Origin of the sequence: Kitasatospora sp. NBC_01300 (assembly GCF_041435235.1) — a bacterium.
In the GTDB taxonomy this organism is placed as follows: Bacteria; Actinomycetota; Actinomycetes; order Streptomycetales; family Streptomycetaceae; genus Kitasatospora.
The window spans coordinates 6,229,528-6,256,484 of sequence record NZ_CP108408.1 but is presented as its reverse complement, the minus strand read 5'-3'; the positions used below and the strand labels follow the sequence as shown (position 1 = coordinate 6,256,484).

21 protein-coding genes and 1 pseudogene are annotated in these 26,957 nt (G+C 74.5%); 14 read left to right on the top strand and 8 right to left on the bottom strand.

Annotated features, from left to right (window positions below; all coding sequences use genetic code 11):
• Positions 1 to 378 precede the first annotated feature (378 nt).
• The 3 genes from OG556_RS27400 to OG556_RS27390 all read left to right on the top strand — a co-directional run bounded on the left by OG556_RS27400 (position 379) and on the right by OG556_RS27390 (position 3,801).
• Complete coding sequence (locus OG556_RS27400; protein WP_371520571.1) at positions 379 to 1,167, top strand: MerR family transcriptional regulator; 789 nt, start codon at positions 379 to 381, stop codon at positions 1,165 to 1,167.
• Between the two features lie 59 nt (positions 1,168 to 1,226).
• A complete protein-coding gene (locus OG556_RS27395; protein ID WP_371520568.1) occupies positions 1,227 to 2,213 on the top strand; it encodes an ABC transporter substrate-binding protein in 987 nt (328 codons plus the stop codon).
• Between the two features lie 280 nt (positions 2,214 to 2,493).
• Entirely contained in the window at positions 2,494 to 3,801 is a 1,308-nt protein-coding gene (locus OG556_RS27390; protein WP_371520565.1) for an MFS transporter, read from the top strand.
• A gap of 94 nt (positions 3,802 to 3,895) precedes the next feature.
• On the opposite strand, the gene OG556_RS27385 is transcribed toward OG556_RS27390, so the two are convergent.
• From OG556_RS27385 to OG556_RS27365, 5 genes are all read right to left on the bottom strand, one after another.
• Positions 3,896 to 5,533: a M4 family metallopeptidase gene (locus tag OG556_RS27385; RefSeq protein ID WP_371520562.1), complete on the bottom strand. Its 1,638-nt coding sequence runs from the start codon at positions 5,531 to 5,533 to the stop codon at positions 3,896 to 3,898.
• 762 nt (positions 5,534 to 6,295) lie between these two features.
• A complete protein-coding gene (locus OG556_RS27380) occupies positions 6,296 to 6,598 on the bottom strand; it encodes a glutaredoxin domain-containing protein (protein WP_371520559.1) in 303 nt (100 codons plus the stop codon).
• A complete protein-coding gene (locus tag OG556_RS27375) occupies positions 6,595 to 8,748 on the bottom strand; it encodes a protein kinase (RefSeq protein WP_371520556.1) in 2,154 nt (717 codons plus the stop codon). The genes OG556_RS27380 and OG556_RS27375 overlap by 4 nt, the downstream gene beginning before the upstream one ends.
• 115 nt (positions 8,749 to 8,863) lie before the next feature.
• Positions 8,864 to 9,742 (bottom strand): alpha/beta fold hydrolase, encoded by an 879-nt coding sequence (locus OG556_RS27370; protein ID WP_371520554.1) that lies wholly within the window; start codon positions 9,740 to 9,742, stop codon positions 8,864 to 8,866.
• A 450-nt stretch (positions 9,743 to 10,192) separates the two neighbouring features.
• On the bottom strand, positions 10,193 to 10,951 hold the full coding sequence (locus tag OG556_RS27365; protein ID WP_371520551.1) for a dienelactone hydrolase family protein: 759 nt from the start codon (positions 10,949 to 10,951) through the stop codon (positions 10,193 to 10,195).
• A 104-nt stretch (positions 10,952 to 11,055) separates the two neighbouring features.
• Between OG556_RS27365 and OG556_RS27360 the strand changes: the two genes are divergently transcribed.
• On the top strand, positions 11,056 to 11,430 hold the full coding sequence (locus tag OG556_RS27360; RefSeq protein ID WP_371520548.1) for a DUF6191 domain-containing protein: 375 nt from the start codon (positions 11,056 to 11,058) through the stop codon (positions 11,428 to 11,430).
• Here the strand turns inward: OG556_RS27360 and OG556_RS27355 are convergent.
• A complete protein-coding gene (locus OG556_RS27355; RefSeq protein ID WP_371520546.1) occupies positions 11,391 to 11,792 on the bottom strand; it encodes a VOC family protein in 402 nt (133 codons plus the stop codon). The two genes, OG556_RS27360 and OG556_RS27355, sit on opposite strands and share 40 nt — an antisense overlap.
• A 101-nt stretch (positions 11,793 to 11,893) precedes the next feature.
• Positions 11,894 to 12,694, bottom strand: coding sequence for a (2Fe-2S)-binding protein (locus OG556_RS27350; protein ID WP_371520544.1), 801 nt, complete (start codon positions 12,692 to 12,694; stop codon positions 11,894 to 11,896).
• Positions 12,695 to 12,969: 275 nt separating this feature from the next.
• On the opposite strand from OG556_RS27350, the gene OG556_RS27345 reads away from it, so the two are divergent.
• The 10 genes and pseudogenes from OG556_RS27345 to OG556_RS27300 all read left to right on the top strand — a co-directional run bounded on the left by OG556_RS27345 (position 12,970) and on the right by OG556_RS27300 (position 25,199).
• On the top strand, positions 12,970 to 13,935 hold the full coding sequence (locus tag OG556_RS27345; RefSeq protein ID WP_371522924.1) for a FecCD family ABC transporter permease: 966 nt from the start codon (positions 12,970 to 12,972) through the stop codon (positions 13,933 to 13,935).
• Complete coding sequence (locus OG556_RS27340) at positions 13,932 to 14,966, top strand: FecCD family ABC transporter permease (protein ID WP_371520542.1); 1,035 nt, start codon at positions 13,932 to 13,934, stop codon at positions 14,964 to 14,966. The genes OG556_RS27345 and OG556_RS27340 overlap by 4 nt, the downstream gene beginning before the upstream one ends.
• Positions 14,966 to 15,808: an ABC transporter ATP-binding protein gene (locus tag OG556_RS27335; RefSeq protein ID WP_371520539.1), complete on the top strand. Its 843-nt coding sequence runs from the start codon at positions 14,966 to 14,968 to the stop codon at positions 15,806 to 15,808. Before OG556_RS27340 ends, OG556_RS27335 begins: the two co-directional genes overlap by 1 nt.
• 93 nt (positions 15,809 to 15,901) lie before the next feature.
• Entirely contained in the window at positions 15,902 to 16,891 is a 990-nt protein-coding gene (locus OG556_RS27330) for an ABC transporter substrate-binding protein (protein ID WP_371520536.1), read from the top strand.
• A gap of 109 nt (positions 16,892 to 17,000) precedes the next feature.
• The gene (locus tag OG556_RS27325) at positions 17,001 to 18,209 is read left to right on the top strand and encodes an acetyl-CoA carboxylase biotin carboxylase subunit family protein (protein WP_371520533.1); all 1,209 of its coding nucleotides are present in this window, start codon (positions 17,001 to 17,003) and stop codon (positions 18,207 to 18,209) included.
• Entirely contained in the window at positions 18,206 to 19,921 is a 1,716-nt protein-coding gene (locus OG556_RS27320) for an IucA/IucC family protein (RefSeq protein WP_371520530.1), read from the top strand. Before OG556_RS27325 ends, OG556_RS27320 begins: the two co-directional genes overlap by 4 nt.
• Positions 19,918 to 20,670: pseudogene (locus OG556_RS27315) on the top strand (MFS transporter); the annotation flags it as partial. The gene OG556_RS27320 and the pseudogene OG556_RS27315, both read left to right, overlap by 4 nt.
• A gap of 465 nt (positions 20,671 to 21,135) precedes the next feature.
• Positions 21,136 to 22,920 (top strand): IucA/IucC family siderophore biosynthesis protein, encoded by a 1,785-nt coding sequence (locus tag OG556_RS27310; protein WP_371522922.1) that lies wholly within the window; start codon positions 21,136 to 21,138, stop codon positions 22,918 to 22,920.
• Positions 22,917 to 24,143: a type III PLP-dependent enzyme gene (locus OG556_RS27305; RefSeq protein WP_371520527.1), complete on the top strand. Its 1,227-nt coding sequence runs from the start codon at positions 22,917 to 22,919 to the stop codon at positions 24,141 to 24,143. The genes OG556_RS27310 and OG556_RS27305 overlap by 4 nt, the downstream gene beginning before the upstream one ends.
• A gap of 258 nt (positions 24,144 to 24,401) precedes the next feature.
• On the top strand, positions 24,402 to 25,199 hold the full coding sequence (locus OG556_RS27300) for an inositol monophosphatase (RefSeq protein WP_371522920.1): 798 nt from the start codon (positions 24,402 to 24,404) through the stop codon (positions 25,197 to 25,199).
• A 141-nt stretch (positions 25,200 to 25,340) separates the two neighbouring features.
• Here the strand turns inward: OG556_RS27300 and OG556_RS27295 are convergent, their stop codons facing one another.
• Complete coding sequence (locus tag OG556_RS27295; protein ID WP_371520524.1) at positions 25,341 to 26,804, bottom strand: aspartate aminotransferase family protein; 1,464 nt, start codon at positions 26,802 to 26,804, stop codon at positions 25,341 to 25,343.
• Positions 26,805 to 26,957 lie beyond the last annotated feature (153 nt).

Genomic DNA, 26,957 nt, shown 5'->3' with positions numbered 1-26,957 from the left:
GGTGGGGCGATGATCTTCGCGCTGCCGTACCGTGGCGCCCGCTCGTGCCGCGCCTCCTGGCGCGCCGACGACGCCGTGCTCGTGCTGTGCTCGACTGCTCTCGTACTGCCCTGGCGCTGCCCTGATGCTGCCCTGATGCGCCCGGGTGAAGCCGCGGTATCGCTCTGGTGCTGCTCTGCATGCTGCTGTGCGCACTGCCTTGCGCCGCCTTGCGCGCCGCCTTGCCGTACTGCCGAGAGGGTTCCCCGACGACCGGCGTCCGAGCCCCGCTAATCGCGCCAGTAATTACTGGCACGATTGGCAGGGTAGCCCTTGCTGACACCGGATGGAAGAAGCGCGGCCACCCGGATTCCGGGAGCCTTCGGAGGTGACGGACCTATGCTGATCGCCGTGGACAAGGTCAGAGCAGCTGCGGGTGACGGAAAACGCGAGTACCGGGTGGAGGAACTGGCCGAGGCGGCCGGCATCACCAGCCGGACGCTGCGTTTCTACCGCGAGCGCAAACTGCTCCAGCCGCCCCGCAAGGAGGGCCGGATCGCCTGGTACGGCGAGGAGCACCTGGCCCGGCTGCGCATGATCGGCGAACTGCTGGACCGCGGCCACACCCTGGGCGGCATCGCCGAACTGATCGGCGCCGGCGAGAGCGGGCGGGACGTCGCCGAGCTGATCGGGCTGGAGGCCGCGATCGTCGCCCCCTGGTCGGACGAGACCCCGGTGCGCCTGGACTGGGACGAGCTCAGGACCGTCTTCGACGACCAGCTCACCGAGGAGAACACCGCCGAGTCGATCGCCCAGGGCTACATCACGATCGACGACGACGGGATCACCCACATCAGCCGCCGACTGATGGACGCCACCACCGCGCTCGTCGCCGAGGGCGTACCGCTCTCCGTGGTGCTGGACGCCAGCCGGCGTACCCAGGAGCACGTGGAAGCCATCGCCGAGATCTTCATCGACGTGGTCGGCGAGCACCTGCTCGGCGCCCTCGCCGCCGACGCCCCGCTGCCGCCCGGCGAGGCGGCCCGGCTCACCGAACGCATCCTGCGGGTGCGGCCGCTGGCCCGTACGGTCGTCGACGCGCAGTTCGCCCTCGCGATGGACCGGCGGGTGCCCGCCGAGTACGACGAACTGCTGCGCCAGCGACGGGAGAACGACACCGAGGCGTAACCCCTCCGGCGGGAGGGCAGGGATTCCCGCGCCCTGCCCACCCGTTGGAGGAACCGCCGATGCCCAGACCCCTCAGTCGCCGCGCCGCGCTCGGCCTCGCCGCCGGGCTCACCCCGGGCCTCGCGCTCGCCGCCTGCGGCCCGAACTCCCCGGCACCGTCAGCCGGTTCGACCGGAACGGCCAGCGGATCCAGCGGGTCCGGACCCCGTACCGTCCGGCACGCGCGCGGCGAGAGCACCGTACCGGCCCGGGCCGCCCGGGTGGTGGCGCTGGACACCGACGCGCTGGACTCGGTGGTCACCCTCGGGCTCACGCCGGTCGGCGCGACCACCGTCACCGAGGGCGCCCCCTTCCCCGCCTACCTGCCCGCCGAACGGCTGGCCACGACGAAGGCCGTCGGCGCCATCGGGCAGCCCAGCCTGGAGGCGATCGCGGCGCTGCGGCCGGACCTCATCCTGAGCAACCAGGTGCGCGACGACAAGCGGTACGACGAACTGGCGAAGATCGCGCCGACGGTGCTGTCCAAGACCACCGGGCCCGCCTGGAAGGAGAACGTCCGGCTGCACGCCGAGGCGATGGGCCGGCAGGCCGAAGCCGAAGCGGCCGACGCGGCGTACCGGACGAAGGCGCGGGACCTGGTCACCGCACTCGGCGGCCCGGCCAAGGCCGCCGCCACCCGGGTCGAGATGGCTCGCTTCCTCGCGGGCGCACCGACCAGGCTGTACCTCAACGACACCTTCGTCGGCTCGCTGTTCAAGGACCTCGGGCTCGGCCGACCCGCCAACCAGGACAAGCCCGGATTCTCGGTCGAGATCAGCCCCGAGCAGGTGGACCAGGCGGCAGCCGACGTCATCTTCTACTCGGTCTACGGGGACGCGGCCAAGTCCGACCAGGGCAGGATCACCGATGGCGCGCTGTGGAAGAACCTGGAAGCCGTCCGCACCGGCCGGGTGTTCCGGGTCGACGACAGCCTGTGGATGCTCGGGATCGGCTACACCGGGGCCGGCCTGATCCTGGACCAGATCCGGAAGGACCTCGCGCCCTGAGCGCGCCCGGCGGCGCACGGACCGAAGGCGGCGGGCCGAGGGCGACGGACCGAGGGCGACGGACCGATGGTGACGGACCGCCGCGACCTCGCGCGCCCCACCCGTTGTCCACTCCTCCAACCCCGCCCCGCCCCCGCCCCCGCCGCCACTGGTCGATCGACCGATTACCCGCCCCCCGGGCGCACCCCTACCGTCGAGGCTCACCCGCAGGTCGCTGTCGCCTGGTCGGGCCGGTGACGGGAGGCGGGCGCCCGCGCCGGCTCCGTGTGGGGGCGTACCGATGTCCGTGGTCGTGAAGTTCCGTAGGGCGGCGCAACTGACCGGCGGCCGGGTGCTGCTGTGGTCGCTGCTCGGTCGGCTGCCGAACGCGATGAGCCCGATCGGCACCCTGCTGCTGGTGAGCCGGAACACCGACAGCGTGTGGCGCGGCTCCCTGGTCGCCGGTGCGCTGGCGGTCGGCCAGGCGGTCGGCGGCCCGCTGGTGGGTCGGCTGGCGGACCGACGCGGGCAGCGGACGGTCGGGCTGGTCGCCGCGCTGGTCAACGCGACGGCACTGGTGGCGCTGGTGGCCGCCTCGCAACGCGGGTCGGCCCTCGGCTGGCAGCTCGCGCCCGCCGCCGTGGTCGGCCTGTCCGTCCCGCTGGTCGGCCCGTTGTCGCGCAGCCGGTGGGTCCGGTTGACCGCCGGTGAAAGGGAGTTGACCTCCGTCATGCTGTCGCTGGACGGGATCGTCGACGAGGTCGGCTTCACCGCCGGGCCGGCACTGGTCGGGGTCCTCGCCACCGTCTCCTCCCCCGCCGTCGGCCTGCTCGTGGCGGCCGCGCTGTCCGGCGTCTGCGCGACCCTGTTCGCGCTGCACCCGACGGCCTCCCCCGGCATCCCGAAGTCCCCGGCCCGCGCCGCCGAGCAGCTGCTCACCCTGCCCTACGTCCTGCTGCTGGCCGGGATGGCGCTGCTGGGCGCGTGTTTCGGCTCGGTACAGGTCGGGGTGACCGCCACCACGGAGGCACTGGGCCGGCCGGGCGCCGCCGGGCTGCTGTACGGCTTCATCGGGTTCACCAGTTCCCTGGCCGGGATCGCCGCCGCGGGCCTGCCCGCCCGGTGGGAGCTGGCGTCCCGGCTGCGGGCGGGCACGGTGCTGCTGTTCGCCGCCTCCTGCGTCCTGCTCGTCTCCGCCGGGAGCCTGTGGAGCCTGACCGTTGCCGTGGGCCTCCTCGGGGTGGCGGTCGCACCGCAGATGATCACGATGTTCGGCCTGGTCGAGCGGACGGTGCCGGCCGTCCGGCTGGGCGAGGCGATGGCGGCGCTGGTCAGCGCGCTGATCCTGGCCCAGTCGGCCGGCACCTTCCTGGGCGGCTGGGCGACCACGCACTTCGCGCCCGCCGCGCCGTTCGCGATCACCGCTGCCGCGGCGGCGGCCGCCCTGCTGCTCGCCGCGTGCACCGCGACCGAACAGCGCTACCGCCGCCGCACTCCGACCGCTCCGACTGCTCCGACTGCTCCGACTGCTCCGACCGACGGTCGGCCTGAGGGTTCCGGCGTCCGACCCCGCATCGCCGCGCCCGCGCCTCGCGCCCCGCGCACATGACGGCGGGGGCGACGGTGGTCCGCACACCGTCGCCCCCGCCGTGCGGCCCTGCCCGCCGGCACCCACGGTTCGGCAGGGCCCGCTCAGGCGGTCGTCAGTTGACGCTGACCGCCGTCCAGGTGGCCGCGACCGCGTTGTACTCGGCGCTGCCGTTGCCGTACAGGTCCGCCGCCGCGCTGAGGGTGCCCGCCCGGGCGCCCGCGTAGTCGGTGGTGGAGGTGAAGTAGACGGTCAGCGCGCGGTACCAGATCTGCGCGGCCTTGTCCCGGCCGATGCCCGCGAGCGAGGAGCCGTCGGCCGTCGGGCTGTTGTAGTCGAACCCGTTGATGCTCTTCGCGCCGCTGCCCTCCGACAGCAGGTAGAAGAAGTGGTTCGCCACGCCCGACGAGTAGTGCACGTCGAGGTTGCCCACGCCGGCGGACCAGGAGTCGGCGGACTGGCCGTCCTTGCTGGGCTGGTCCATGTAGCGCAGCGGGGTGCCGTTGCCGTTCAGGTTGATCAGCTCGCCGATCCAGTAGTTCGGCGGGTTGGAGGGCAGGTTGGCGTACCACTCGACCATCGTGCCCATGATGTCGGAGGTGGCCTCGTTGAGGCCGCCGGACTCACCGGAGTAGTTGAGGTTCGCCGTGGCGGCGGTGACGCCGTGGCTCATCTCGTGGCCGGCCACGTCGATCTCGGTGAGCGGGGCGGCGTCGCCGTTGCCGTCACCGTAGGACATGCAGAAGCAGCTGTCGTCCCAGAAGGCGTTGACGTAGTTGGAGCCGTAGTGGACGCGGCTCGCGGCGCCGACGCCGTCGTTGCGGATGCCGTTGCGGCCGAAGGTGTTCTTGTAGAAGTCCCACGTGGTGGCCGCGCCGAACTGGGCGTCCACAGCGGCGGATTCGCGGTTGGAGGCGGTGCCGTCGCCGAAGTTGTTGGAGGTGTTGGCGAACAGCGAGCCGTTGCCGGCGGTTCCGTTGTTCATGTCGGTGGTGGACTGGCCGCCGCGGGTGTCGTCCTTCAGCGAGTAGCTGGAGCCGCTCTGCGCGGTGGTGAGCGGCACCTGGCCGACGAAGACGCCCTTGCCGGTGCCGGCGGCGGTCTCGATCTTCTCGTGGGTGGACAGCACCTTGCCGGTGGCGGCGTCGGTGACGAGCACCTGGTTGCTGGGGGTGCCGTCGGCGCGCACGCCCTCGACGGTGGTCCGGTAGGCCAGGCGCGGGTTGCCGTCGCTCGCCCAGACCACCAGTTCGGCCTTGCCGGTCTGGTGCACGTCGGCCAGCGGGGACTCGTCCTTGTCCGCGACGACGCCGACGGTGGCCTGGACGGCGCCGGCGGCCTGCGCGGCGGCCTTGTCGGCCGGGATCTGCGGGGTCAGGCTCGGCAGCGCGAGCTTGGCGGAGACCGCCTTGTCGACCGACTTGACCGAGCCGTTGGCCTTCTGGTGGACGACCAGGTCGCCGCCGAGCACCGGCAGGCCGGCGTAGGTGCGCTCGAAGCGCAGGTGCCGGGTGCCGTCCTTGTCCACCACGGCGTCCTTGGCGACGAGCCGCTCCTTCTCGCCGAGGGCGAGGGCCTTGGCGAGCGGGCCGGACTGGCCGCCGGCCAGCGCGAGCACGGCCGCGTGCTGGTGGTCGGCCTGGGCCTGGACGCCCGCTACGGGGCTGGCCTGGGCGGCGGTGCTCACCTGGATCACACCGGTCAGCAGGGCGGTGGCCGACAGTACGGCGACAGCTGCGAGCTTTCGCTTCACGTGCGAGTCCTTCCGGGAAACCGCGTGTGGACGCGGTCGCGCCGCGTTCCGGGGGCCGGGGTCGGCACCTGTGGGGCGGAAATGGGCGCTGACGTGCTGAAACCCCGGGCGGTCGAGCGGCGAGCCACCAAGGGGTGGGGGTGGGGGCTACCGCCGGGGCTGTCCAGAAGCATGACAATCCAGCAGGTGAATTGACAGGTCTACCTCAGCGATTGGCCAGGTCCCGCCAGCTCGCCAGGGCTCTCAAGTGGTGGGCAAAACGGGGCAATTCACCGCGCCTCGCAGTGGGTTCCCACCCGAACCACGCCCGACCGCCTGCACCGATGCCCGATCGACTATCGAACGCCGATCCGGCACGCGGAGCCGAGCGGGCCGAAATCGACTTTTACATGCCTGTAGAACTTCCCATACGGAATCTTGACATCCGGTTGGCGAGGTCCCGCCACCTGCCACCCTTGCCCGCCGCCGGGCCATCTGCTAGCGCCACCGGACCTCGTGTTCGCCCGACTCCTCAGCGCAGTCGGCGAGTTGGGCGCGACCGCCCAGGGGCGCACCGGAGCCGAGGAGACCCCGCGCCCCACAACGGCCCCTCCTCCACCGGCAGCTGCGATTGACGCCCGGCTCCCGCGGCGCCCCCCTCGCCCGCGCCGGGCCCGTCCGGCCGCAGAAGCGGCGGAGAGAACGGCAGCGGCAGCAGCGGAAACGGCGGGATCGGGGCCTGGACCGGGAGAGCGAAGGGGTACCACTCCTCGCCCGGACCGGTCAGCGAGACTTCTCGGGGAGCACGTCCGGCGCGTACTCCCGCACTGCGGCGAGCAGTTGGCGGATCGACGGGTTCACCATCGGCCGCCCGGCCACGGTGACGGTCGGAACGGTCTCGTTGCCGTCCGCGACCGAGCGGACGAAGGCGGCGGCGTCCGGGTCCTTCCAGATGTTCACCATGGTGAACCGCCGGCTGTAGCGCAGGCGGGTGAAGAGCAGCGCCAGGCGCAGGTTCATGCAGAACGTGCACAGCGGCCGCCAGTAGAGGACCACGCCGTCGTCGGCTCCGCCGGTCGCTGTCACTGGAACCGCCATTCCTGGGCCGTGTTGCCGGGGGTGCAGGTCACCATGGTGACCGCGCTCCCCGGGCCGTTGTCGGTCATGCAGCGCTGGTTCTGGTAGTCGGCCAGCGTGTAGGAGCCCTGGGCGGATCCGCTGCGCACCGTCCAGTTGGTCAGGAAGCTGAAGCCTCCGCTCAGGGTGACCTTGCCGTCCATGGTCTGGACGAGCAGCGGCCCGCCGCTGTTGCAGGCGTTGAAACTGATCCAGGAACCGGGGTCGGTCGCCCGCACCCATCCGTACTGGGCCGCGCCGCCGACCACGATCGGGTTGTCGCCGCTCAGTTCGTCGCGGGCCATCCCGATCGGGCGGCCGTCCTTCACGTTGACGATGGTGGTCCAGGAGGTGCCGCCGCACGACGGCGGCCGGGGCGGGGCCTGCGGGGCCGGAGGGTTGCCGCCGCCCGAGGGCGAACCGCCGCCGGACGGGGAGCCGCCCCCGGCGGGAGAGCCACCGGCCGCGTTCTGGGCCGGGGGCTGCGGGTTGGGATTGGGGTTGGCGGGCTGGTTGGCGGTGCCGCCCCCGCCGCCGGGCTGGTTGGACTGGCCGCCCGAAGCCCCGCCGCCCGAACCCCCGCCGGCGGAACCGCCCGAGGCACCGCCCGCGGAACCACCCGAAGCACCGCCGCCACCGGCCGCGTTGCCGCCGCCCGCCGCGCCCGCACCGGTGCCCCGGCCCGCCGCGCCTCCGTTGCCGCCCGGCGCGGGGGCCGGGACGGGCGCGCCCGGCTGGGTGCTCGGCTGCTGGTCGGCGGCCGGGGCCGCGACCGGGGTGTCGGAGGGTGTCGGCGTGACGGGCGGCGTCGTGGCCGGAGCCGTCGGGCTGCCCGTGCCCGGGGTCACCGGGGCCGTCACGACGACGGTCGGCTGGGCGGCGGGCGGCTCGGCCGCGTCCGACCGGCCGGGGCCGCGGTCCACCAGCAGGACGGTCGCCGTGCCCATCGAGATGACCACGGGGACGATCACCGGCACCAGCAGTGCGCGCCGCGACCGGCGCTTGCCCGGCTCGGTCACCGGCTGCGGCCCCACCTTCGCGACCTCGTCCCCGTCCGGCACGGGGCCACCCGACGCCGGGCGCTCGCCCGACGCGGGCTGGTCAGCGCCGTCCGCGACCGGCACCAGGGCACCGGCCTTCGCCGCGCCGGCGCCCCCGGCCACCCTGGCCCCTTCACCCGCGGCCGCTCCCCCGGCCGCCGCCCTGAGGTCGACCGTCCCGGTGTCGGCCGGGGCGCCGGCCGCACCCGCCGCGGCGCCCGCGTCCTTCGCACCGATCGCCGCCCGGGCCGCGGCCGCCATCTCGGCGGCGTCGGCGAACCGGTCCTCCGGCTTCTTCTCCAGTGCCTTCGCGACCAGCTCGCGGACCGCCGCCGGGAAGGATCCCGGCAGCTCCGGCGCCGGTTGGCGGACGTGCTTGAGCGCGACCTCCAACACGCTCTCGCCGACGAACGGCGGCTTCCCGGTGAGCAGTTCGAAGCAGACCACGCCGATCGAGTAGAGGTCGGAGGCCGGCCCGGTGCCCGTCCCCTCGGCCTGTTCGGGGGCCATGTAGAGGGCGGTGCCGACGATCGCGTGCGAGGCGGTGATCTTGGTACTGGCGATCGCCCGGGCGATGCCGAAGTCGGTGATGGTCACCCGGCCATCCGTACGCACCATCAGGTTGGACGGCTTGATGTCCCGGTGCACGATCTCCCGGCGGTGGGCGGCGTGCAGGCCGTCCAGCGCGGCGGCTACCAGGCCGAGGGCGCGCTCGGGAGGCAACGGGCCCTCCTCGGCGAGCACCCGGTCCAACGGCAGGCCGTCGACCAGCTCCATGACGATGTAGGCGCAGCGGTCCCCGGCGTCACCGCCCTCGCCGCCCTCCGCACCGCTGCCGCTCTCGCCGTAGTCGTGGACGTCCACGACGGCCGGGTGGTCGATCGCGGCGACCAGCTGGGCCTCCCGGCGGAAGCGCTGGATGAAGGTGTCGTCCTCGAACAGCGCCGAGTGCAGGATCTTGACGGCCACCGGCCGCGCCAGCACCGTGTCGTCGGCCCGCCAGACCGTGCCCATCCCCCCGCCGCCGATCCGCTCGACCAGCGTGTACCGCCCGCCGAGCACGGCGCCCGCACCCCTCATGCTCCCGCCCCCATGTGTCATGACCCTCCCCAGCGGGCCGTTCGGCCCCCAGTGTGCCAGAGGGGGTCGAACGGTCAGCAGGCACTGTCCGGCCAGGGGTTGAGGGCCGCCACCGTCAGCTGTCCCGGCCCTGCCGGGCGTGCTCGACCACCTCCAGGACGGCAGCGGCGACGGCCTGCGGGTGGTCGGCGTGGACGTGGTGGCCGGCGCCGCGCACCACGATGTGCGAGCCCTTGGCCGCGCCGGCGACGACGTGTGACTGGAGGACGGTCCAGCGGGCGCGCATCGCCCCCGGCAGGCCGTCGGTCGCGCTCAGCACCGTCACCGGCACGTCGGGCAGCCGCGAGGCCGCGCGCCGCCGCCGGAGCTCGGAGACCGCGAGGACCGTCAGCCGGTTCTCGTCGAGGACGGTCCGCCGCTGGTGGTGGTGTGCCTCGACGGCCGCCTCGGCCCTCGCGACGGCTCCCCCGGCACGGCGGGCGGCGGGCGTCATGGCCGCCCTGAGCAGCCCCACCCGCAACAGGACGGCCTCGGCAGCGCGGATGGCCGGTGGCTGGAACTCCTCGTGCGCCGGGTCCACCAGGACCAGGCCGGCCACCAGTTCCGGGTGCCGCCAGGCGAGGAGTTGGGCCAGCTGGCCGCCCCAGCTGTGCCCGACCAGGACGGCCGGGCCGGCGCCGAGGTGTTCCACCAGGGCAGCCAGGTCCCCGGTCGGGGACTCCAGCGAAGGACCGGGGACGCGAGCGGGGTCGCTGGCACCGAGCCCGGCCCGGTCGTACGCCACGACCCGGCTGTTCGTGGCCAGTTCGGACAGCACCGGCGCCCAGGTCAGCGACGAGGTGCCGCAGCCCGCGAGCAGGACCACCGGCGGTCCGCCGTGACCCGCCTCCACCCAGCGCAACGCCCGCCCGCCACGGTCGAGTTCGCCCTGCCGGACCCCGCCGGGGATGCTCTCGGCCAGCGCCTGCGCGATGGCGTCCTGCACATCCCGCATGGCCCGTGTGCCCCGCGTGCCCTGTGTGCCCCGTACTGCCTGTACGCCCCCCGTCCCCCGTGCGCCCTGCGTGTCCCGCGCGCCCCACGGCTCCTGCGCGTTCTGCCTGTTCTCCGTCTTCTGCACGTTCGGTTCCCCCCTGGATCCGTCCGCCCGGTCCCGGCCTGTGCTGCCCGGTGACGCGGGTTCTTTACTCACCACTGCCACGAGTCCCGGGCGCCCCCAACGCCTGGCGGATCGACCGCCGGTCGGGCCCGGACTCGCTGTCAGGCACCAGACCATGACGGCCCGGCTCCACTCAAACCCGAACACCTCGCGTCCGTCGGGTGACCGGAGGACGAAGAGGAGGTGCTGTGGCGCGAGACCGCCACCGGCCCGCGCCCGCACGGCCCAGACCGGGGCGGCGTCGCGGTGACCGCACCGCGGCCGCCGCCCCGGCCCTCCGGCGGCTCAGGCCGACAGGGTCCGGCCGAACAGGTCGAGCACCGCCTCCCAGTGGCGCGCGTCGGCGACGGCGTCGTAGCGGGTGGTGTCGGCCTGGGTGTAGCCGTGCGCGGCGCCCGGGTAGACCTCTTCCCGGTGGCGGACACCGGCGGCGGTGAAGGCCTCGGCGAGCCGTTCGATCTGCTCGGCGGGCATGGACGGATCCTCGTCGGCGTGGCCGAAGTACACCTCGGCGGTGATCCGGGAGGCGCCCAGGTGCGGGCTGTCCGGCGCATCGGTGGCGAGGTTGCCGCCGTGGAACCCGGCGATGGCGGCGATCCGGTCGGGGTGGCTGGCGGCCGTCCACAGGGCGAGCAACGCACCGCGGCAGTAGCCGGTGAGGCCGACCGGGCCGTCCGAGACGAGCGGGGAGTCGGCGAGCCAGCGCAGGTAGGCGTCCGCGTCGCGGGCGGTCACCTCGGGGGTGAGGCTGAGGAGCAGCGGGCCGATCCGTTGGAAGATCGTCGGGTCCTTCTCCAGGTCGATCAGCGGCGGCAGTTCGACGACCGGCGCGCGGCCGTTCCGGTAGTAGGCGTTGGGGACCAGCACGGCGTACCCGGCCTGGGCGAGCCGGTCGGCCATGTCCTTCAGCTGGGGTCGGAGCCCGAAGGCGTCCATGTAGAGGATGACTCCGGGGTGGGCCCGCCCGTCGTCGGGATGGGCGAGGTAGGCGTCGGCGGTGCCGTCCGCCGTCGGGATGTCCACGGTGGTTCCGCGCACGGTCATGGTGAGGGGTCTCCTTCGGTTCGCGCGGCAGGTAGCCGGTGGACGCCGCCGCCGGCGCGGCGCCCGCGGGGAACGCGGGTGCGACCGCCCGGCGTTGGGCGTACATGGGTGTGATCGTAGATGTGGGGTGCGTGGCGGCGGCGGCGATCGGGCTGATACTGCTGATCGCGTGGCAGATCCGGGGCGAGTCGTCGGGGCGTTGGCGGCGGGGCGGCGGGAGCACCGGGGTGGGCCTGGGCGGCGGGCTGGAGGAGTTGCAGGCGCTGTTCAGCCCGGGCAAGCGGGTGCAGGTCGAACAGCGGCGGGAACAGCTGACGCTGCGGGACGACGCCCAGGTCGGAGCGCCGCCGCACTTCGGCGTGGACCTGGACCGGGGCGTGGCGGTGCTGCACAACAGGGGCGGGGCGGGCGGCGAGACCGAACGGGGTCGGACAGGCGGTCAGGCTCCCCAGGCACGGGAGCAGAGCACCAGCCGGTAGCCGTCCGGGTCGGATATCGTCACGCCGAACTCCTCCCAGTAGGCGTTGTGGGCCCGGACCGGGGTGCCGCCGGCGGCCTCCAGCCGGGCGACCAGGGCGTCGTCCACCGGCGCACCGAGGTAGACGACGAACAGGTCGTCGACCGTCGGGGTGGGCTCCAGCGGGTTCTCCGGGTCGTGGGTGAGCTCGAAGTGCCAGGCTCCGCCGGGCGGACCGACCATCAGCAGGTCGTGCTCGCCGGACACCCGCTCGGTGGTGCGCCACAGCACGTCGAGGCCGAGGCCGCCGACGTAGAAGCGCTCGGCCGCCGCGAGGTCGCGCGAGGGCCGGGCGATACGGACCCGCGTCGTCGAATCGATCATGGCCGCGACCCTAGCCGATAGCACTGACAACGAACCGTCCCCGACGATCCCCCCACACGATCCCCTCGGCGACCCCTGCCGGCGGTCCGCGGACGGACCCCTCAGAGCCGGCGCAGCCGTTCCTCGTCACCGGTGCGCGGGCAGGTCAGGCAGGCCGCGGCCTCGGGCTTGACGGCGTAGTAGAGGCAGCAGCCGAGCCGGGTACGGGTGTGGTGGCCGCGCCCGTCGGGGGTGTGCAGGCGGCGGAAGTCGGCGGCGCCGGGCAGCGGGAGGGTGCCGCCGGGCAGCACCGCCCCGGCGGCGGCGACCGCGGCGTCCTCCTCGCCGAGCATCCGGCCGAGGTACCAGACGGCCGAGGCGAGGTCGTCCGTCACCATGCCCCAGAGCGCGCGGTCGCGGCGCCGGCTGGGGGCGGCGAAGGCGGCGAGCACCGGCCCGACGTGGGCGACCACGGCGGCCCGCAGTTCGGCGCGGAGTTCGTCGTCGCCGGGGAGGGTGACGTGGCCGCGCGGGCGCAGCGCGAGGTCCCCGGTGGGGGCGTGCAGCCAGAGGTCGGCGGGGTCGACGAGGGGGACTTTCCGGGCGAGGTGCCAGGGGCCCGCGATGAGCAGGCACGCGGACCAGACGTAGTGGTGCAGCAGTCTGGAGGCGGTGACGTGCGGGCGGGGGGCGCGGCCGTGTTCGGCGGCGATGCGCTCCTCCTCGCCGGCCAGGACGGCGGTCAGGGCCCGTTCGTCGGCGGCGAGTTCGGCCCCCGAGTACCAGCCGTCGGCGGCACGGGGGTCGGGTTCGTCGGCGCCGAGCAGGCGAAGCTCCAGCACCGGGCAGAGCTCGCGCAGGCGCCGGTAGTCGCCGGGCAGGGTGGACGTCGGCGCGACGGGCAGGGGTGTTCCGGGGATCATCGGCGCTCCGTGGATCGACTCCGCATGATCGAATAAGGTGAGGCTCACCTTACAACGCCTCAGAACGCGCGCCGCCCGGGACCGGGCCGGGCGGCGCGACACCCGCGACACCCGGGCTGGGGCGGCGCCGCGGCGAACGGCCCGACATCGGACCGGGCGGCCCGAAATTGACGAACTTAGGTAAACCTAACCTAAGATCTCGACTCGTGTTGAGAACCGACCCGCTGGCCACCACGGCCCCGGCGACGCCTCGATCGTCGGCGGTCCAGCGGCCCCTGCTGCTGTTCGCCGGTGTGGGCGCGCTCGTGCTGTGTGCCGCGCTGAGCCTCGCGCTCGGCTCCCGATCCATCCCGCTGTCCACCGTGGCCGACGCCCTCACCGGGGCCGCCCACGGCGGCGACGCCGATGTGGTGACGGGCCTTCGCCTGCCGCGAACGGTGATCGGGCTGGCCGTCGGGGCCGCGCTCGGCGTCGCCGGGGCGGTCGCCCAGGGCGTCACCCGCAACCCGCTCGCCTCCCCGGTCACCCTCGGCGTCAACGCCGGCGCGAGCCTCGCCGTGGTCGCCGCGATCTACGCGCTGGGCCTCACCCGGCCCGTCGAGTACGTCTGGTTCGCCTTCGCCGGGGCGGCCGTCGCCGCGGTCGCCGCGTACACGATGTCCCGGCGCGGCGGCGACCTCGACCCGGTCCGGCTCGCGCTCGGCGGCACCGTGCTCACCGTGGTGCTCACCTCCTGGACCTCCGCGCTGATGCTGGCCAGTCACCGCACCCTGGACGAGGCCCGGTTCTGGCTGGCCGGCTCGATCGGCGGGCGGCAGCTGGACACCCTCACCCCCGTGCTGCCGTTCCTGGTGCTCGGCCTGCTGGGCGCGTTCGCGATCTCGCCCGCCCTCAACGCGCTCGCCCTCGGCGACGAGACCGCCCAGTCGCTCGGCGTGCCGGTGGCCCGGATCCGACTGGCCGGCGGGCTGGCCGTCGTCCTGCTCGCGGGCAGCGCGGTGGCCGTCGCCGGGCCGGTGGCGTTCATCGGACTGGCCGCGCCGCACCTGGTCCGCCCGCTGCTCGGCAACGACCACCGCTGGCTGCTGCCGGGCTGCCTGATCGCCGGTCCGCTGCTGCTGCTCGCCGCCGACGTGCTCGGACGGCTCGTGGTGCGCCCCTCCGAGATCGAGGTCGGCATCGTGACCGCCTTCCTCGGCGCACCGCTGCTCGCCGTACTGGCCCGGAAGGTGGCCCGGTGACCGCGCTCGCCGTGCCCGCCGGCACGCTCGCCCGCCGCCGGGCCCGCACCGCCGCGTGGTCGGCACTGGCCGCCGTCGTCCTGGTGGTGCTGACGGGCGTCGCGCTCGGCACCGGACAGCTGAGCCTGTCCGGATGGGACGCGCTGCGGGCCCTCGTCGGGCAGGGCGAACCCGGAAACGTCCTGGTGGTGCAGCAGTTCCGGGCGCCTCGGGTGGTGTCGGCGCTGATCGCCGGGGCCGGGCTGGCGATGGCCGGCTCGGTGCTCCAGCGGCTCTTCCGCAACCCGCTGGCCTCCCCCGACACCATCGGCGTCACCGGCGGCGCGTCCTTCGGCGCGGTGCTGATGCTCGCCACCGGCGCCTCCCAGCAGCTGATCCCGCTGGCCGCGCTCGGCGGCGGACTGCTGGCGGCGCTGCTGCTCGGCGGCCTCGCCTGGCGGTCGAAGATGGCCGTCACCCGGCTGGTGCTGGTCGGCCTGGCGGTGCAGCAGGGTCTCGCCGCCGCCGTGAACCTGATGATCGTACGGTTCCCGGCCGAGCTGGCCTCCTCCGCGATGCAGTGGACCACCGGCTCGCTCTACGGCCGCAACTGGACCGAGGTGTGGATCGGCGGCTCCGCCATCGCGCTGACCGCCCTGGCCGTGCTGCTCTGCCAGCGGCGGATCGCGATCCTCGACCTCGGCGACGACTCGGCCGGCGGCCTCGGCCTCGACCCCGGCCGGGACCGGCTCCGGCTGCTGCTGCTCGGCATCACCCTCGCCTCGCTGGCCGCCGCCCTCACCGGCCCGGTCGCGTTCGTCGCGCTCGCCGTGCCGCACCTGGTCCGGCTGCTCGCCGGGCCGCCCACCCTCGGCACGCTCGGACTCACCGCCCTCACCGGCGCCGTCCTGCTGCTGTCCGCCGACCTCCTCGTGCTCCACGTGATCCCCGTCCACGGCCTGCCGGTCGGTGCCGTCACCGCCACGCTCGGCGCGCCCTGGCTCCTGGCGCTGATGATCCGCCAGGGCCGGCCTCCCCAGAGGAGCAACTGATGACGCCCACGACGACCGTCGGGTCCGTCACCACCACCGCCAACCGGCTCGCCGCGCACGGCCTCGACCTGCGCTACGGCGACCGCACGATCGTCGACGGACTCGACCTCGAACTGCCCGGCGGCGCCGTCACCGCCATCGTCGGGCCCAACGCCTGCGGCAAGTCGACCCTGCTGCGCGGACTGGTCCGGCTGCTCGCCCCCGCCGCCGGCACCGTCACCCTGGACGGCTCCGACATCCACCGGATGTCCGCCCGGGCCCTCGCCAAGCGGATGGGCCTGCTGCCGCAGCAGCCGGTCACCCCCGAGGCGATCACCGTCGAGGCGCTGGTACGGCTCGGCCGGTACCCGCACCAGCGGATGCTCAGCCCGTGGTCCAAGAGCGACCAGGCCGCCGTCGAGGACGCCCTCGCCCGGACCGGCACCGCCGAACTGCGCGAGCAGCAGGTCGACCGGCTCTCCGGCGGGCAGCGCCAACGCGCCTGGATCGCGCTCGCCCTGGCCCAGGACACCGAACTGCTGCTGCTCGACGAGCCGACCACCTTCCTCGACCTGCGCCACCAGCTCGACGTCCTCGACCTGGTCGCCGACCTGCACGCCGAGGCCGGACGCACCGTCGTCATGGTGCTGCACGACCTCGGGCAGGCCGCCCGGTACGCCGACCACCTGGTGGTGCTCAAGGACGGGCGGCTCGCCGCCGCCGGGCCGCCCGCCGAGGTCCTCACCGCCGACCTGGTCGAGGCCGTGTTCCAGGTGCCGTGCCGGGTGGTGCCCGACCCGGAGACCGGCACGCCGCTGGTCGTCCCCCGGGCGCGGACCCGGCCGCGCGCCGCCGACCGCTGACCGCTGACCGCTGCCCCCGTTCGTCGCCTCCGACGCTCCTCACCCCCGACGCTCCGCAACCCGACCCCCGCTCGACCCGATCCAAGGACCCCCATGAACCGCCGCCTCCCCGTCGCCGTCCTCGCCGTCGCCCTGTCCACCACGCTGCTCGCCGCCTGCGGCAGCGACGGCGGGACCAAGCAGGGCGGGGACGCCTCCTCCGCGAGCGCCGGCGCCTCCGCCGGCTTCCCGCGCACCGTCACCCACGCCGCCGGAACGGCCCAGCTCAAGGCCCAGCCCAAGCGCGTCGTGGTGCTGGACAGCGGCGAGCTGGACGACGTCACGCTGCTCGGCATCACCCCGGTCGGCGCGGTGTCGCCGCACATGAAGACCGAGGGCGGGTTCCCGAACTACCTCAAGGACAAGATCAAGGACACCAAGGACGTCGGCCCGATGAACGAGCCGAACCTGGAGCTGATCGCCTCCCTGAAGCCCGACCTGATCCTCTCCTCCAAGGTCCGCCACGCCAAGGTCTACGACCAGCTGAACGCGATCGCGCCGACCGTGCTCGCCGAGACCACCGGGTTCCCGTGGAAGGAGAACCTCGCCCTCTACGCGCAGGCCCTCGGCAAGGAGGACGAGGCCAAGAAGGCGCTCGCCGACTACGAGGCGCGGGCCGCCAAGCTCGGCGAGGCCATCAAGGCGAAGAACGGCGGCGCCATGCCGACCGCCTCGGTGGTCCGCTTCGTGGCCGGACCGACCCGCCTCTACGCCAAGGCCTCCTACAGCGGCGTGGTGCTCAAGGACGTCGGCCTGACCCGCCCGGCCGCCCAGGACGTCGACAAGAACATCGTCGAGGTGAGCGCCGAGCAGATCAACCAGGCCGACGCCGACCTGGTGTTCGTCACCACCGCCGACGACCCGTCCAAGACCAAGGAGAGCGAGGTCCAGCAGACCCCGGTCTGGCAGGGTCTGAACGCCGTCAAGAACGGCAAGGTCTTCAACGTCCCGGACGAGACCTGGATGTCCGGCATCGGCGTCCAGGCCGCCGACGCCATGCTCGGCGACATCGCCAAGGCCGCGGGCGTGGACGCGCCCAAGTAACCGCCGACGGACGACGGCGGGCGGTGGCGGCTGCCGCTGTGGCCGCCACCGCCACCGCCACCGCCCACCGTCGCTCCCGTCCGCCACCACCCCCGAGGACCACCACCCCATGCGGCTCTACCTGCTCGCCCTCAACCCCACCGACTCGGTCACCGCCGGATTCCTGCCCGCCGCCGCCCGGCTCGGGCTCGACGTCACCGTCCTGACCGACCACGCCGAACCCCACCGGAAGGCCTACGCCGACCTCCCGTTCACCGCACCCGAGGTGCTGGAGTGCGACGTCCGGGACTTCCGCGCCGTGATCAGCCTGGTCTCCCGCCACCACGCGCCCGGCGCGGTGTTCAGCAACAGCGACCACCTGCAGACCCAGACCGCCCTGACCGCCGAGTACTTCGGCCTCCCCGGCAAGGACTGGAAGGCCGCACTGCGGGCCAAGGACAAGGGCCAGCTGCGCCGCCACCTCGCCCTGACCGGCCAGGACACCGTCTGGTCCGCCGAGTTGGCCCCCGGGCAGGACCCGGCCGAGCTGGAGCCGCCGTTCCCGTGCGTGGTCAAACCCCGCGAGGGAGTGGCCAGCGAGGACGTCACACTGGTCGCCGACGCCGCCGAACTCGCCCTCCGCTGCCGGGAGATCCAGCACCGCCGGGCCGGCGCGACGCTGGTCGTCGAGGAGTTCCTGGACGGCCGGCTGTGCACCCTGGAGACACTCGGCGACGGCCGCCGCCGGCACGTCCTCGGCGGCTTCCGCACGCAGCTCTCCCCGCCGCCGGACTTCATCGAGGAGGTGCTGGAGTTCACCCCCGCGCACCCCGACGAGGTGGTCGCGCAGGTGCTCACCCAACTCGACGCGCTCGGGATCGGACTCGGCGCCTGCCACACCGAGTTCGTCGTGCAGCCCGACGGCCGCGCCCGGATCATCGAGGTCAACTACCGCGCCATCGGCGACCAGTGCGACCTGATGCTCGCCGAGATCCTCGGCGTCCCGCTCTTCGAGCACATCCTCGCCGCCCACCTCGGCCGGGAACTCCCCGCGGACCTCGGCGCGCAGTGCGCCGCGACCCCGCGCCGGGCCCGCAACGAGGTGGTCTGCGCCGACCACGCCGGCATCCTCACCGCCGCCCCCGGCCCGTACGACGAGGAGCGCGACGGCGTCCGGCTCGCCTACCGCCCGCTGCGCCCGCTCGGCGAGCGGCACGAGCACTACCGCACCAACCGCGACTACCTGGGCGTGATGTGGGCCGTCGGCGCCGACCAGGAGGCCGTGGACGCCGCCGTCGCCCGGTTCCGCGCCGCCAACCGCTGGGAGATCACCCCGTGACCGCCGACGAGCAGCTCACCCTGCGGGTGCTCTCCGCCCTGCTGCGCGAGGACGTCCTCGGCCTGCGCACCCGCGGCGCCGTGGAGGACCGCGCGGACGGCGCCTGGTTCACCGTCGCGGACGCCGAACTCGCCCTGCCCGTCGCCGTCGAGGGATTCCAGTGCGAGTACGCCGCCCGGCTGCCCCTGCTGGAGCTGGCCGGACGCCGGCTCACCGGCCTGGACACCGTCGTGGCGGCCCTGGCCGGCCTGGCCGAGGCCGAGGACCGGCCCGGCTGGGACGCCTTCGCCGAGGAGTGCCGCCAGACCCTCGCCACCATGGAACTGCACGAGCGCGCGCGGCCCGAGGTGCACGCCCGGCTCACCGACCTGTACGGCGAGGACCCGGCCGACTGGACCGGTCTGGCCGCCGCGCTCGGCCACGACACCCTGGCCGCCTACCTCGACCACCCCGTCTACCCGACCGCGCGCGGCCGGGCCGGTCTCACCGAAGCCCAACTGAGCTCCTACGCACCGGAGTTCCACCCCGCCTTCGAGCTGCGCTGGCTGGCCGTCCCGACGGACGCCCTCACCACCCACGGCCGGCGCCCGCTCCCGAGCTGGTGGCCCACTCCGGCTTGGCTGGGCCTTGCGGACGCCTGCCCCGGCGACGGCTGGCGCACCCTGCCGGTCCACCCCCTCACCGTCGGCGCCCCGCTGGACGAGGCGCTGGAGGCGGCCGGCCTGGCCGGCCGCGCGGTGCTCGCCGAACGGCCCTACCTGACCGTCGTACCGACGCTCTCCATGCGCACCGTCGCCGTCGTCGACGACCCCTCCTGCCACCTCAAACTCCCGCTCGCCACCGCCACGCTGGGCCGGCTCAACCGCCGCACCATCAAGCCCGGCACGCTGCTCGACGGCGCCGCCGGCCAGCGCCTGGTCGAGGCCGTGCTGGCCCGCGAGCCGCGCTTCGCCGGCCGCGTCCTGCACGCCGACGAGCAGACCTGGGCGCACGCCGGCCACGAACTGCTGGCCGCCCTGCTGCGCCGCTACCCCACCGGGCTGGAGCGGGCCGTCACCGTCCCGCTGGCCGCCCTGCTGGCCCCCGCGCCCGGCGGCCGCCTGGTGCTCGACCACCTCGCCGACCGCTTCCACGGCGGCGACCAACTCGCCTTCTACGACTCCCTGCTGGAACTGCTGCTGGACTGGCAGACCACGCTGTTCGCCTACGGCATAGCGCTGGAGTCCCACCAGCAGAACACCTCCCTGGTGCTCGACGGCGACGGACTGCGCCTGCTCTACAAGGACGACGACGGCCCCCGCGTGCACACCGCCCGGATGACCGCCCGCCTCGGCGAACTCGCCCCGGCCCTGGCCGACTTCGACGACGCCCGGATCTTCGGCGACGACGACCGGGCGCTCACCGACCTGTTCACCACCATCACCGGCCACCTGTGCACGGGTGCGCTCGCGTTCGGCCTCGCCGAGCACCGACGCGCCGAACTCACCGACGTGCTCGCCCTGTTGCGAAAGCGCCTGGCCGAGGCGGTGGACCGGATCGGGCCGACCGGCGACCCGCTGCGGACGGACCTGCTGGAGGCCGAACGCCTGCCGGTCAAGGCCATGGTCAGCGCCGGGACCCTGCTCAGCAAGCAGCGCTCGGGCGCCGCCGACATCAACAAGCACTACACCAGCGGCCCCAACTACCTGCTGGTGAAAGGGATCGCCCGGTGAGTGCGGAGGCCGTCCCGCAGCGGTCCGGCCACGGGATCGAGCACTCCGGCGGGCTCGGCCGCCGCCAGGTGCACGCCGTCGCCGCCTGCTACTTCGTCGCCTCCTTCGCCGCACTGGGCCTGCCGCCGTACCTGACCGCGATCCTGCCCACGCTCGGCGATCCGCAGGCCCGGTGGGCCGGCGTGCTCTACATCGTCCCGACGGTCTTCAGCGCGCTCGGCGCACCGCTGTGGGGCCGGCTCGCCGACCGCTTCGGCCGCAAGCGGCTGCTGCTGCGCGCCCAACTCGGGCTCACCGTCTCCTTCCTGCTGGCCGGGGCCGCCGGCAGCCTGCCCGCGTTCACCCTCGCGCTGGTCCTCCAGGGCTTCCTCGGCGGCACCTTCGCCGCCACCAACGGCTACCTCGCCGCCGCCCTCGACGGACCGCGGCTGTCCCGCGCACTCACCCTGATGCAGGGCAGCGCCCGGGCGGCCCTGGTGGCCGCGCCGATCCTGGTCGGTGCGCTGTCCCCGTGGATCGACCCGCACCGCCAGTACCTGGTGATGGCCGTCCTCCCGCTCGCCGCCGCGCTGCTGCTGTCGCTACTGCCCGAGCCGGACCGTCCGGCGGCCGCCCCCGCGTCGCAGGGCCGCGCCGGGCGGGCGCCCGCCGCCCCGCTCCTCCCGCTCTACGTCTTCGAGTTCGTCTTCGTCTTCGCCACCGTCATCTCCTTCCCCTATCTCATCTCGCTCGCCGAGCAGCGGCTGCCCGGCGTCTCCGGCACCACCACCGGCGTGCTGTTCGCCCTGCCGCACCTGTGCTACCTGGTGTTCGCCGCGCGCGTCCACACGCTGTTCCACGCCCGCCCGCACACCGGCATCGCGCTCGGCTTCGGCTTCGTCGCGCTCGGCCTGGCCGGGCACGCCGTCGCGTACTCGCTGCCGGCCTTCATAGCCGTCCGGCTGCTGCTCGGCGCCGGGCTCACGCTCGGCCTGGTCTGCCTCGCCGTACTCGCCGCCGGAGCGGCCCGGGGCCGCGCGCCCGGGCGGATGTTCGGCACGCTCGAACTCGTCTCCAAGGGCGGCGCCGTCGCCGCCGGCGCCGTCGCGGCGCTGGCCAACGGGCAGTTCGGCGCCGCCGCGCCCGTGGTCGCCGGCACCGCCGCCGCCCTGCTGGCCGCCGTCGCGGCCACCGCATTCTCCCTCCCGTCCCTCCGCCAAGCGCTGGAGTCGCCGATGACCCCCGAGCCGATCACCCCCAAGTCGATCACCCCCGAGTCGGTCACCCCCAAGTCGGTCACCCACGAGCCGATCGGCCACGAACTGCCCACCGCCGACGACGCGGTGGCCCACACCCTGCTGAACTGCCTGCTGCGCGAGGTCTCCGCCCCCGAGCACCAGACCGCCGTGGCCGACGGCCGCCTGCTGCTGCGCCTGCCCCGGCGCGGCGTCCTGCTGCGGATCACCCTGCGCCGCACCTCGCTGCTCGGCGCGCACCGCTTCACCGGTCCGGTCGAGATCGAACGAGGCGGCACCTGGGCGGAGTTGGGCTGGCGAGAGCTGGCGGAACACGTGCAGGACGAACTGGAGCTGCGCACCGGCACGGTGAACGAGGAGTTCCTCGGCCAGGTCACCTCCAGCCACGACGGCCTCCGGCAGAGCCTGGCCGGCCGCCCGGCCGCCGGACCGGATCGCTACCTGGAGTCCGAGCAGGCCCTGCTGTTCGGCCACCGCTTCCACCCGGCGCCCAAGTCCCGCTCCGCCGCCCGGGGGGACTGGCGCGGGTACGCCCCGGAGTCCCGTGCGGCGTTCCCGCTGCGCCACCTCGCCGTCCGCACCGAACTGCTCGCCGAACAGTCCCTGGACGAGGGCGCGAGCGCCCTGCTGGACGGCCTCGGCGACGTCCCGGACGGCTACCGCCTGCTGCCCGCCCACCCCTGGCAGTACCAACTCATCGGTGATCACCCGCTGTTGCGCGACGCCCTGGACCGCGGGGACGTCCTCGACCTCGGGCCGCGCGGCGAGGAGTTCGCCGCCACCGCCTCGGTGCGCACCCTCCACGGCGCGGGCGCCTTCCTCAAGTTCAGCCTCAACGTGCGCATCACCAACTGCCTGCGCAAGAACGCCGCTTACGAGCTCACCGGCGCCGTCGAACTCACCCGACTGCTCGCCCCCGCGCTCGCCGACCTCGCCCGGCGCTTCCCCGAGGCGGCGATGCTGCGCGAGCCCGCGTTCCGCACCCTCGCCCTGCCCGGCGCCGACGGCCGACCCGACCAGGCGCTCTACGAGGGCTTCGGCCTGATCGTCCGCGAGGGCTTCGGCGGCGTGCTGCGGCCCGGCGTCACCCCGCTGCTGGCCGCCGCCGTCGCCGACGAGCACCCGACCAGCTCCGCCCACATCTCCCGTCTCCTGGAGGGGAGTTCTGACGCCTCCCGGGCCCTGGACTGGTGGCGGGCCTATCTGGGGCTGCTCGTCCCGCCCGTGCTCGCCGCCTACTTCGACCACAGCGTGGTGCTGGAGCCGCACCTGCAGAACGTGCTCATCGGCGTCGACGCCACCGGGCACCCCGCCCAGGTGCTCTTCCGCGACCTGGAGGGCACCAAGCTCGTCCCCGAGCACAACGCCGGCATCCTGGCCGCCCTCCCGCCCGAGGTCGCCGGTCCGATGACGTACGACGCCGAGCGCGGCTGGGACCGGGTGGTCTACTGCCTGCTGGTCAACCACGTCGCCGAACTGCTGGCCGCCCTCGCCGACCGCCACCCCGAGCTGGAGGGCGCCCTGTGGCAGGCCGTCCGGGACACCCTGGAGCAGTACGCGGCAGGCCACGACCGCCCGCCCCGGCTGCGGGCGCTGCTCGCGGGCGTGCCGCTGCCGGCCAAGGCCAACCTGCTCACCCGCTGGGAGCGCAAGGCCGACCGGCAGGCCGGCTACGTCCGACTGGCCTCACCGCTCGCCGGATCCGTCCTCGCCCAGGCCGCCCGCGCCGCCACCCCCCTCTCCCTCGGGAGCGCCGCCCGATGACCGAGATCGTCCGCCGGCACGTCGCCGCCCTCGCGCCCGACGACCTGCCCGCCTACGTCTACGACCTGGCGGCGCTGCGCGCGCACGCCGCCGCCGTCCGGGCCGCGCTGCCCGCACGGGTCGAGCTGTACTACGCCGCCAAGGCCAATCCGGAGGCGCCGCTGCTGGCCGCGCTGCGCGACGCGGTCGACGGCTACGAGGTCTCCAGTGGAGGCGAGTTGGCGCACGTGCGGGCGGCCGTTCCGGACGCGCCGCTGGCCTTCGGCGGCCCCGGCAAGACACCCGCCGAGATCGCCGCCGCCGTGGACGCCGGGGTGCACCGCTGGCACATCGAGAGCGAGCAGGAACTGCACCGGCTCGACGCCGTCCTCGCGGACCGGCCGGGCACGGTGGTCGACGTGCTGCTCCGGGTCAACCTGCCGGTCGCCACCGGCGCGCTCGACGCGGTGGCACTCGCGATGGGCGGGCGGCCGACGCCCTTCGGGCTCGACCCGGACCGCGCCGAGGAGTGCGTGCGCCGGCTCACCGACGACGGCACCGGCGACGGCGACGGTACCGGCCCGCTCGGACGGCGGCTGCGCCTGCGCGGCGTGCACGCCCATCTGGCCAGCGGGCTCGCGGCGGCGGAGCAACTGGCCGTCGCCGAGCAGATCGTGGCCTGGTCGGCCGCGCTGGCCGAGCGGCACGGCTTCCCGCTGGCGGAGGTCAACGTCGGCGGCGGAATGGCCGTGGACTACGACGACCCGGCGAACCACTTCGACTGGACGGCCTTCGGCGAAGGGCTGGCCGAGCTGCTGGACGCCCACCCCGGCCTGACCCTGCGGATCGAACCCGGCCGGGCCCTGACCGCCCACTGCGGCTGGTACGCGACCGAGGTGCTGGACGTGAAGCAGAGCCACGGCGAGGACTTCGCGGTGGTCCGTGGCGGCACCCACCACCTGCGCACCCCCGCCACCCGGGGGCACTCCCAGCCCTTCGAGGTGCTCCCGGTCGACGCCTGGCCGCACCCGTGGCCGCGCCCCGCCGTCGCCACCGGCCGCGCCACCCTGGCCGGCCAGCTCTGCACCCCGAAGGACGTCCTCGCCCGGGCCACCGCCGACGCCGACGGCCTGCGGGCAGCCGACCGGGTGCTGTTCGCGATGGCGGGCGCGTACGCCTGGAACATCTCGCACCACGAGTTCCTGATGCACCCGCGCCCGGGGTTCCACTACCTGGGCGGCTGAGGGCTACCCCCGGCCGACGGCCGAGAGGTAACAGATGACAGCAGACGGATGACAGCCGACAGATAACAGATTTCGAAATCTGTTATCTGTTATCTGTCGGCTGTCATCTGTTCGCCGTTCCCTGTGCGCGCCCCCGCCGCCCGCCCGTCCGCGCGCCGGACCCCGCCCGCGGGCCCCGCCCGCCCCAGGGGTCGCCGCAGGTCGCCTCCGCACACTCGTGCGACAGTGGTAGGCAGCGAAGGGAGCGCGAACGTGCTGATGGACAAGGTGGCGGAGATACTCGCCGAGGCGTCGGCCGAGGTGGTGGAGCCGCGCTTCCGCGCGCTGGCCGCCGGCGAGGTGATGGAGAAGGCGCCCGGCGAGATCGTGACGGTCGCCGACCGTGAGGCCGAGGTGATCATCGCCCGCCGCCTGCGCGAACTGCTGCCCGTCCCCGTGGTCGGCGAGGAGGCGGTCTCCGCCGACCCCGAACTCGCCCAGGCCCTCCACGACGAGCCCGCCGCCTGGCTGGTCGACCCGGTCGACGGCACCTCCAACTTCGTCGCAGGCCGCCCCGAGTACGCCGTGATGTGCTCACTCGTCCGCGGCGGAGAGACCGTCGCCTCCTGGATCTGGCAGCCGGCCACCGCCACCGCCTACTGTGCCGAACTGGGCTCCGGGGCCTGGCGGAACGGCGTGCGCCTGACCCGACCGCCGGCACCGCGCGACGCCGCGAAGCTGCGCGGGTCCGTGAAGAGCCGCTACCTCGACCCGGAACACCGCCGGCTTCTGCAGGCCAACGAGTCGGCCTTCGGCGAGGTCTCCCCCGGTCGGCACGCCGCCGGAATCGAGTACCCGGACGTCGTCGAGGGCCGCTTCGACTTCCTCCTCTACTGGCGCACCCTCCCCTGGGACCACGCCCCCGGCTCCCTGCTCGTCACCGAGGCCGGTGGCGTGTCCGCCCGGCTGGACGGCACCCCCTACCGCCCCGAGGCCCCCGGCTGCGAGAACGGCCTCCTGGTCGCCGCCGACCCGGAGACCTGGGAGCTCACCCGCACCACCCTCCTGAGCGACTGACTGACCCCAACCACAGCACCGCCGCCACCGCCACCAGAGCCGCCATGTGGTGGCGGCCGTGAACAGGCGGCCCGGTCCTCGGTCTCGACCAGGCCCGTCCGGTGCCGGGCGGCCGGCGGCGACCTGCCCTGCGACCCCGCTCTAACCGGCCCGGTCCCCCTCGGCCTTCCGCCCGGCGCCCACCACCTCGCGCAGCAGTGCACGGACCTCCCCCGCCGTGGCGTGCGGGTTGAGCAGGGTGAGCTTGAGCCGCACCCGGCCCGGCCCCTCACCTGGGAGTTCGGTCCGCCCGACCACCGCCCGCCCGGTGCGCAGCAGCAACCGGCGCAGGCTGCCGTTGAGTTCGTCGACGGCGGCCTCGTCGGTCAGGCCCGGCGGCCGGTAGCGGAACAGCACGACGGTCAGCGCGGGTTCGGCGTGGAGTTCGAGCGACGGTTCGGCGCGGACGGCCTCGGCGGCGGACCGGGCGAGTTCGTGGCAGGCGTCGACGAGCCGGCCGAGCCCGTCGCGGCCGAGGGTGCGCAAGGTGACGGCGAGTTTGAAGGCGTCGGCCCGCCGGGTGGTGCGCAGCGAGCGGCCGAGCAGGCTGGGGTAGCCGGCCTGCTCGTCGTCCACGGGGTTGAGGTACTCGGCGCGGCGGGCGAGCGAGACGTAGGTCTCGGTGCGGCGGACCAGGAAGACGCCGGCGGCGGCGGGCTGCCAGCCGAGTTTGTGCCAGTCGAGGGAGACGGAGTCGGCGCGGTCGATGCCGTCGAGGAGCGGGGCGAGCCGGTCGGAGAGCAGCGCGCCGCCGCCGTACGCGGCGTCGACGTGCAGCCAGGCGCCGTAACGGCCGGCCAGGTCGGCGGCGACGTGCAGCGGGTCGATGCCGCCGGTGTCGGTGGTGCCGGCCGTGGCGACGATGGCGATCGGGGTGCGTCCGGCCCAACTGGCCTCGGCCAGGGCCCGCTCCAACTCCTTCGGTTCCATCCGGAGTTGCCGGTCGACGGGGACGGTGGTGACGGCACGCTCGCCGAGCCCGAGCAGGGCGGCGGCGCGCTGAACGGAGAAGTGCGCGGCCTCGGAGGCGACGACGCACGGCCGGACTCCGGCCGGGATGCCGTCCAACTCGACGATGCCGTCCAGCTTCTGGTCCCGTGCCAGCATCAGTCCCATGAGGTTGGACTCGGTGCCGCCGGAGGTGAGGACGCCGGCGGCGCGGGCCGGGTCGTAGCCGACCAGGGCGGCGAGTTCGGCGAGGAGGGCGGTTTCCAGGGCGGTGGCGGCGGGGGCCTGGTCCCAGGAGTCCTGGGAGGGGTTGAGGACGCTGACCGCGAGGTCGGCGGCGGCGGCCACGGCGAGCGGCGGGCAGTGCAGGTGGGCGGCGCAGGCCGGGTCGGCGGGGTCGGCGGCGCCGTAGGCGAGGAGTTCGGTCAGGCGGGCGAGCGCGCCGGCCCCGTGGGCGCCGGCCAGGCCGTCGGCGACCAGCGCACCGAGCTCGGCCGGGCTGCCTGCGGGCAGCGGCCCGCCGCGCAGGGCGATGCCGTGGTCGAGCGCGTCGAGGACGGTGGCCAGCAGCGGTCCGAGCGCGCCGGGCCCGCCGATGCCGCCCGCGAGGGCGTCCAACGGGGCGGGCCCGCCGGGCAGTCCGGCGGCGGCGCCGGAACCCGAATCGGAACCACCCCCGGCCCTCGAACCACCTCCGACTCCAGAACCGGCCCCGCCTCCGGAACCGCCCTCGGCCCCGGAGTCACCACCGGCCCCGGATCGGGCGCCCGA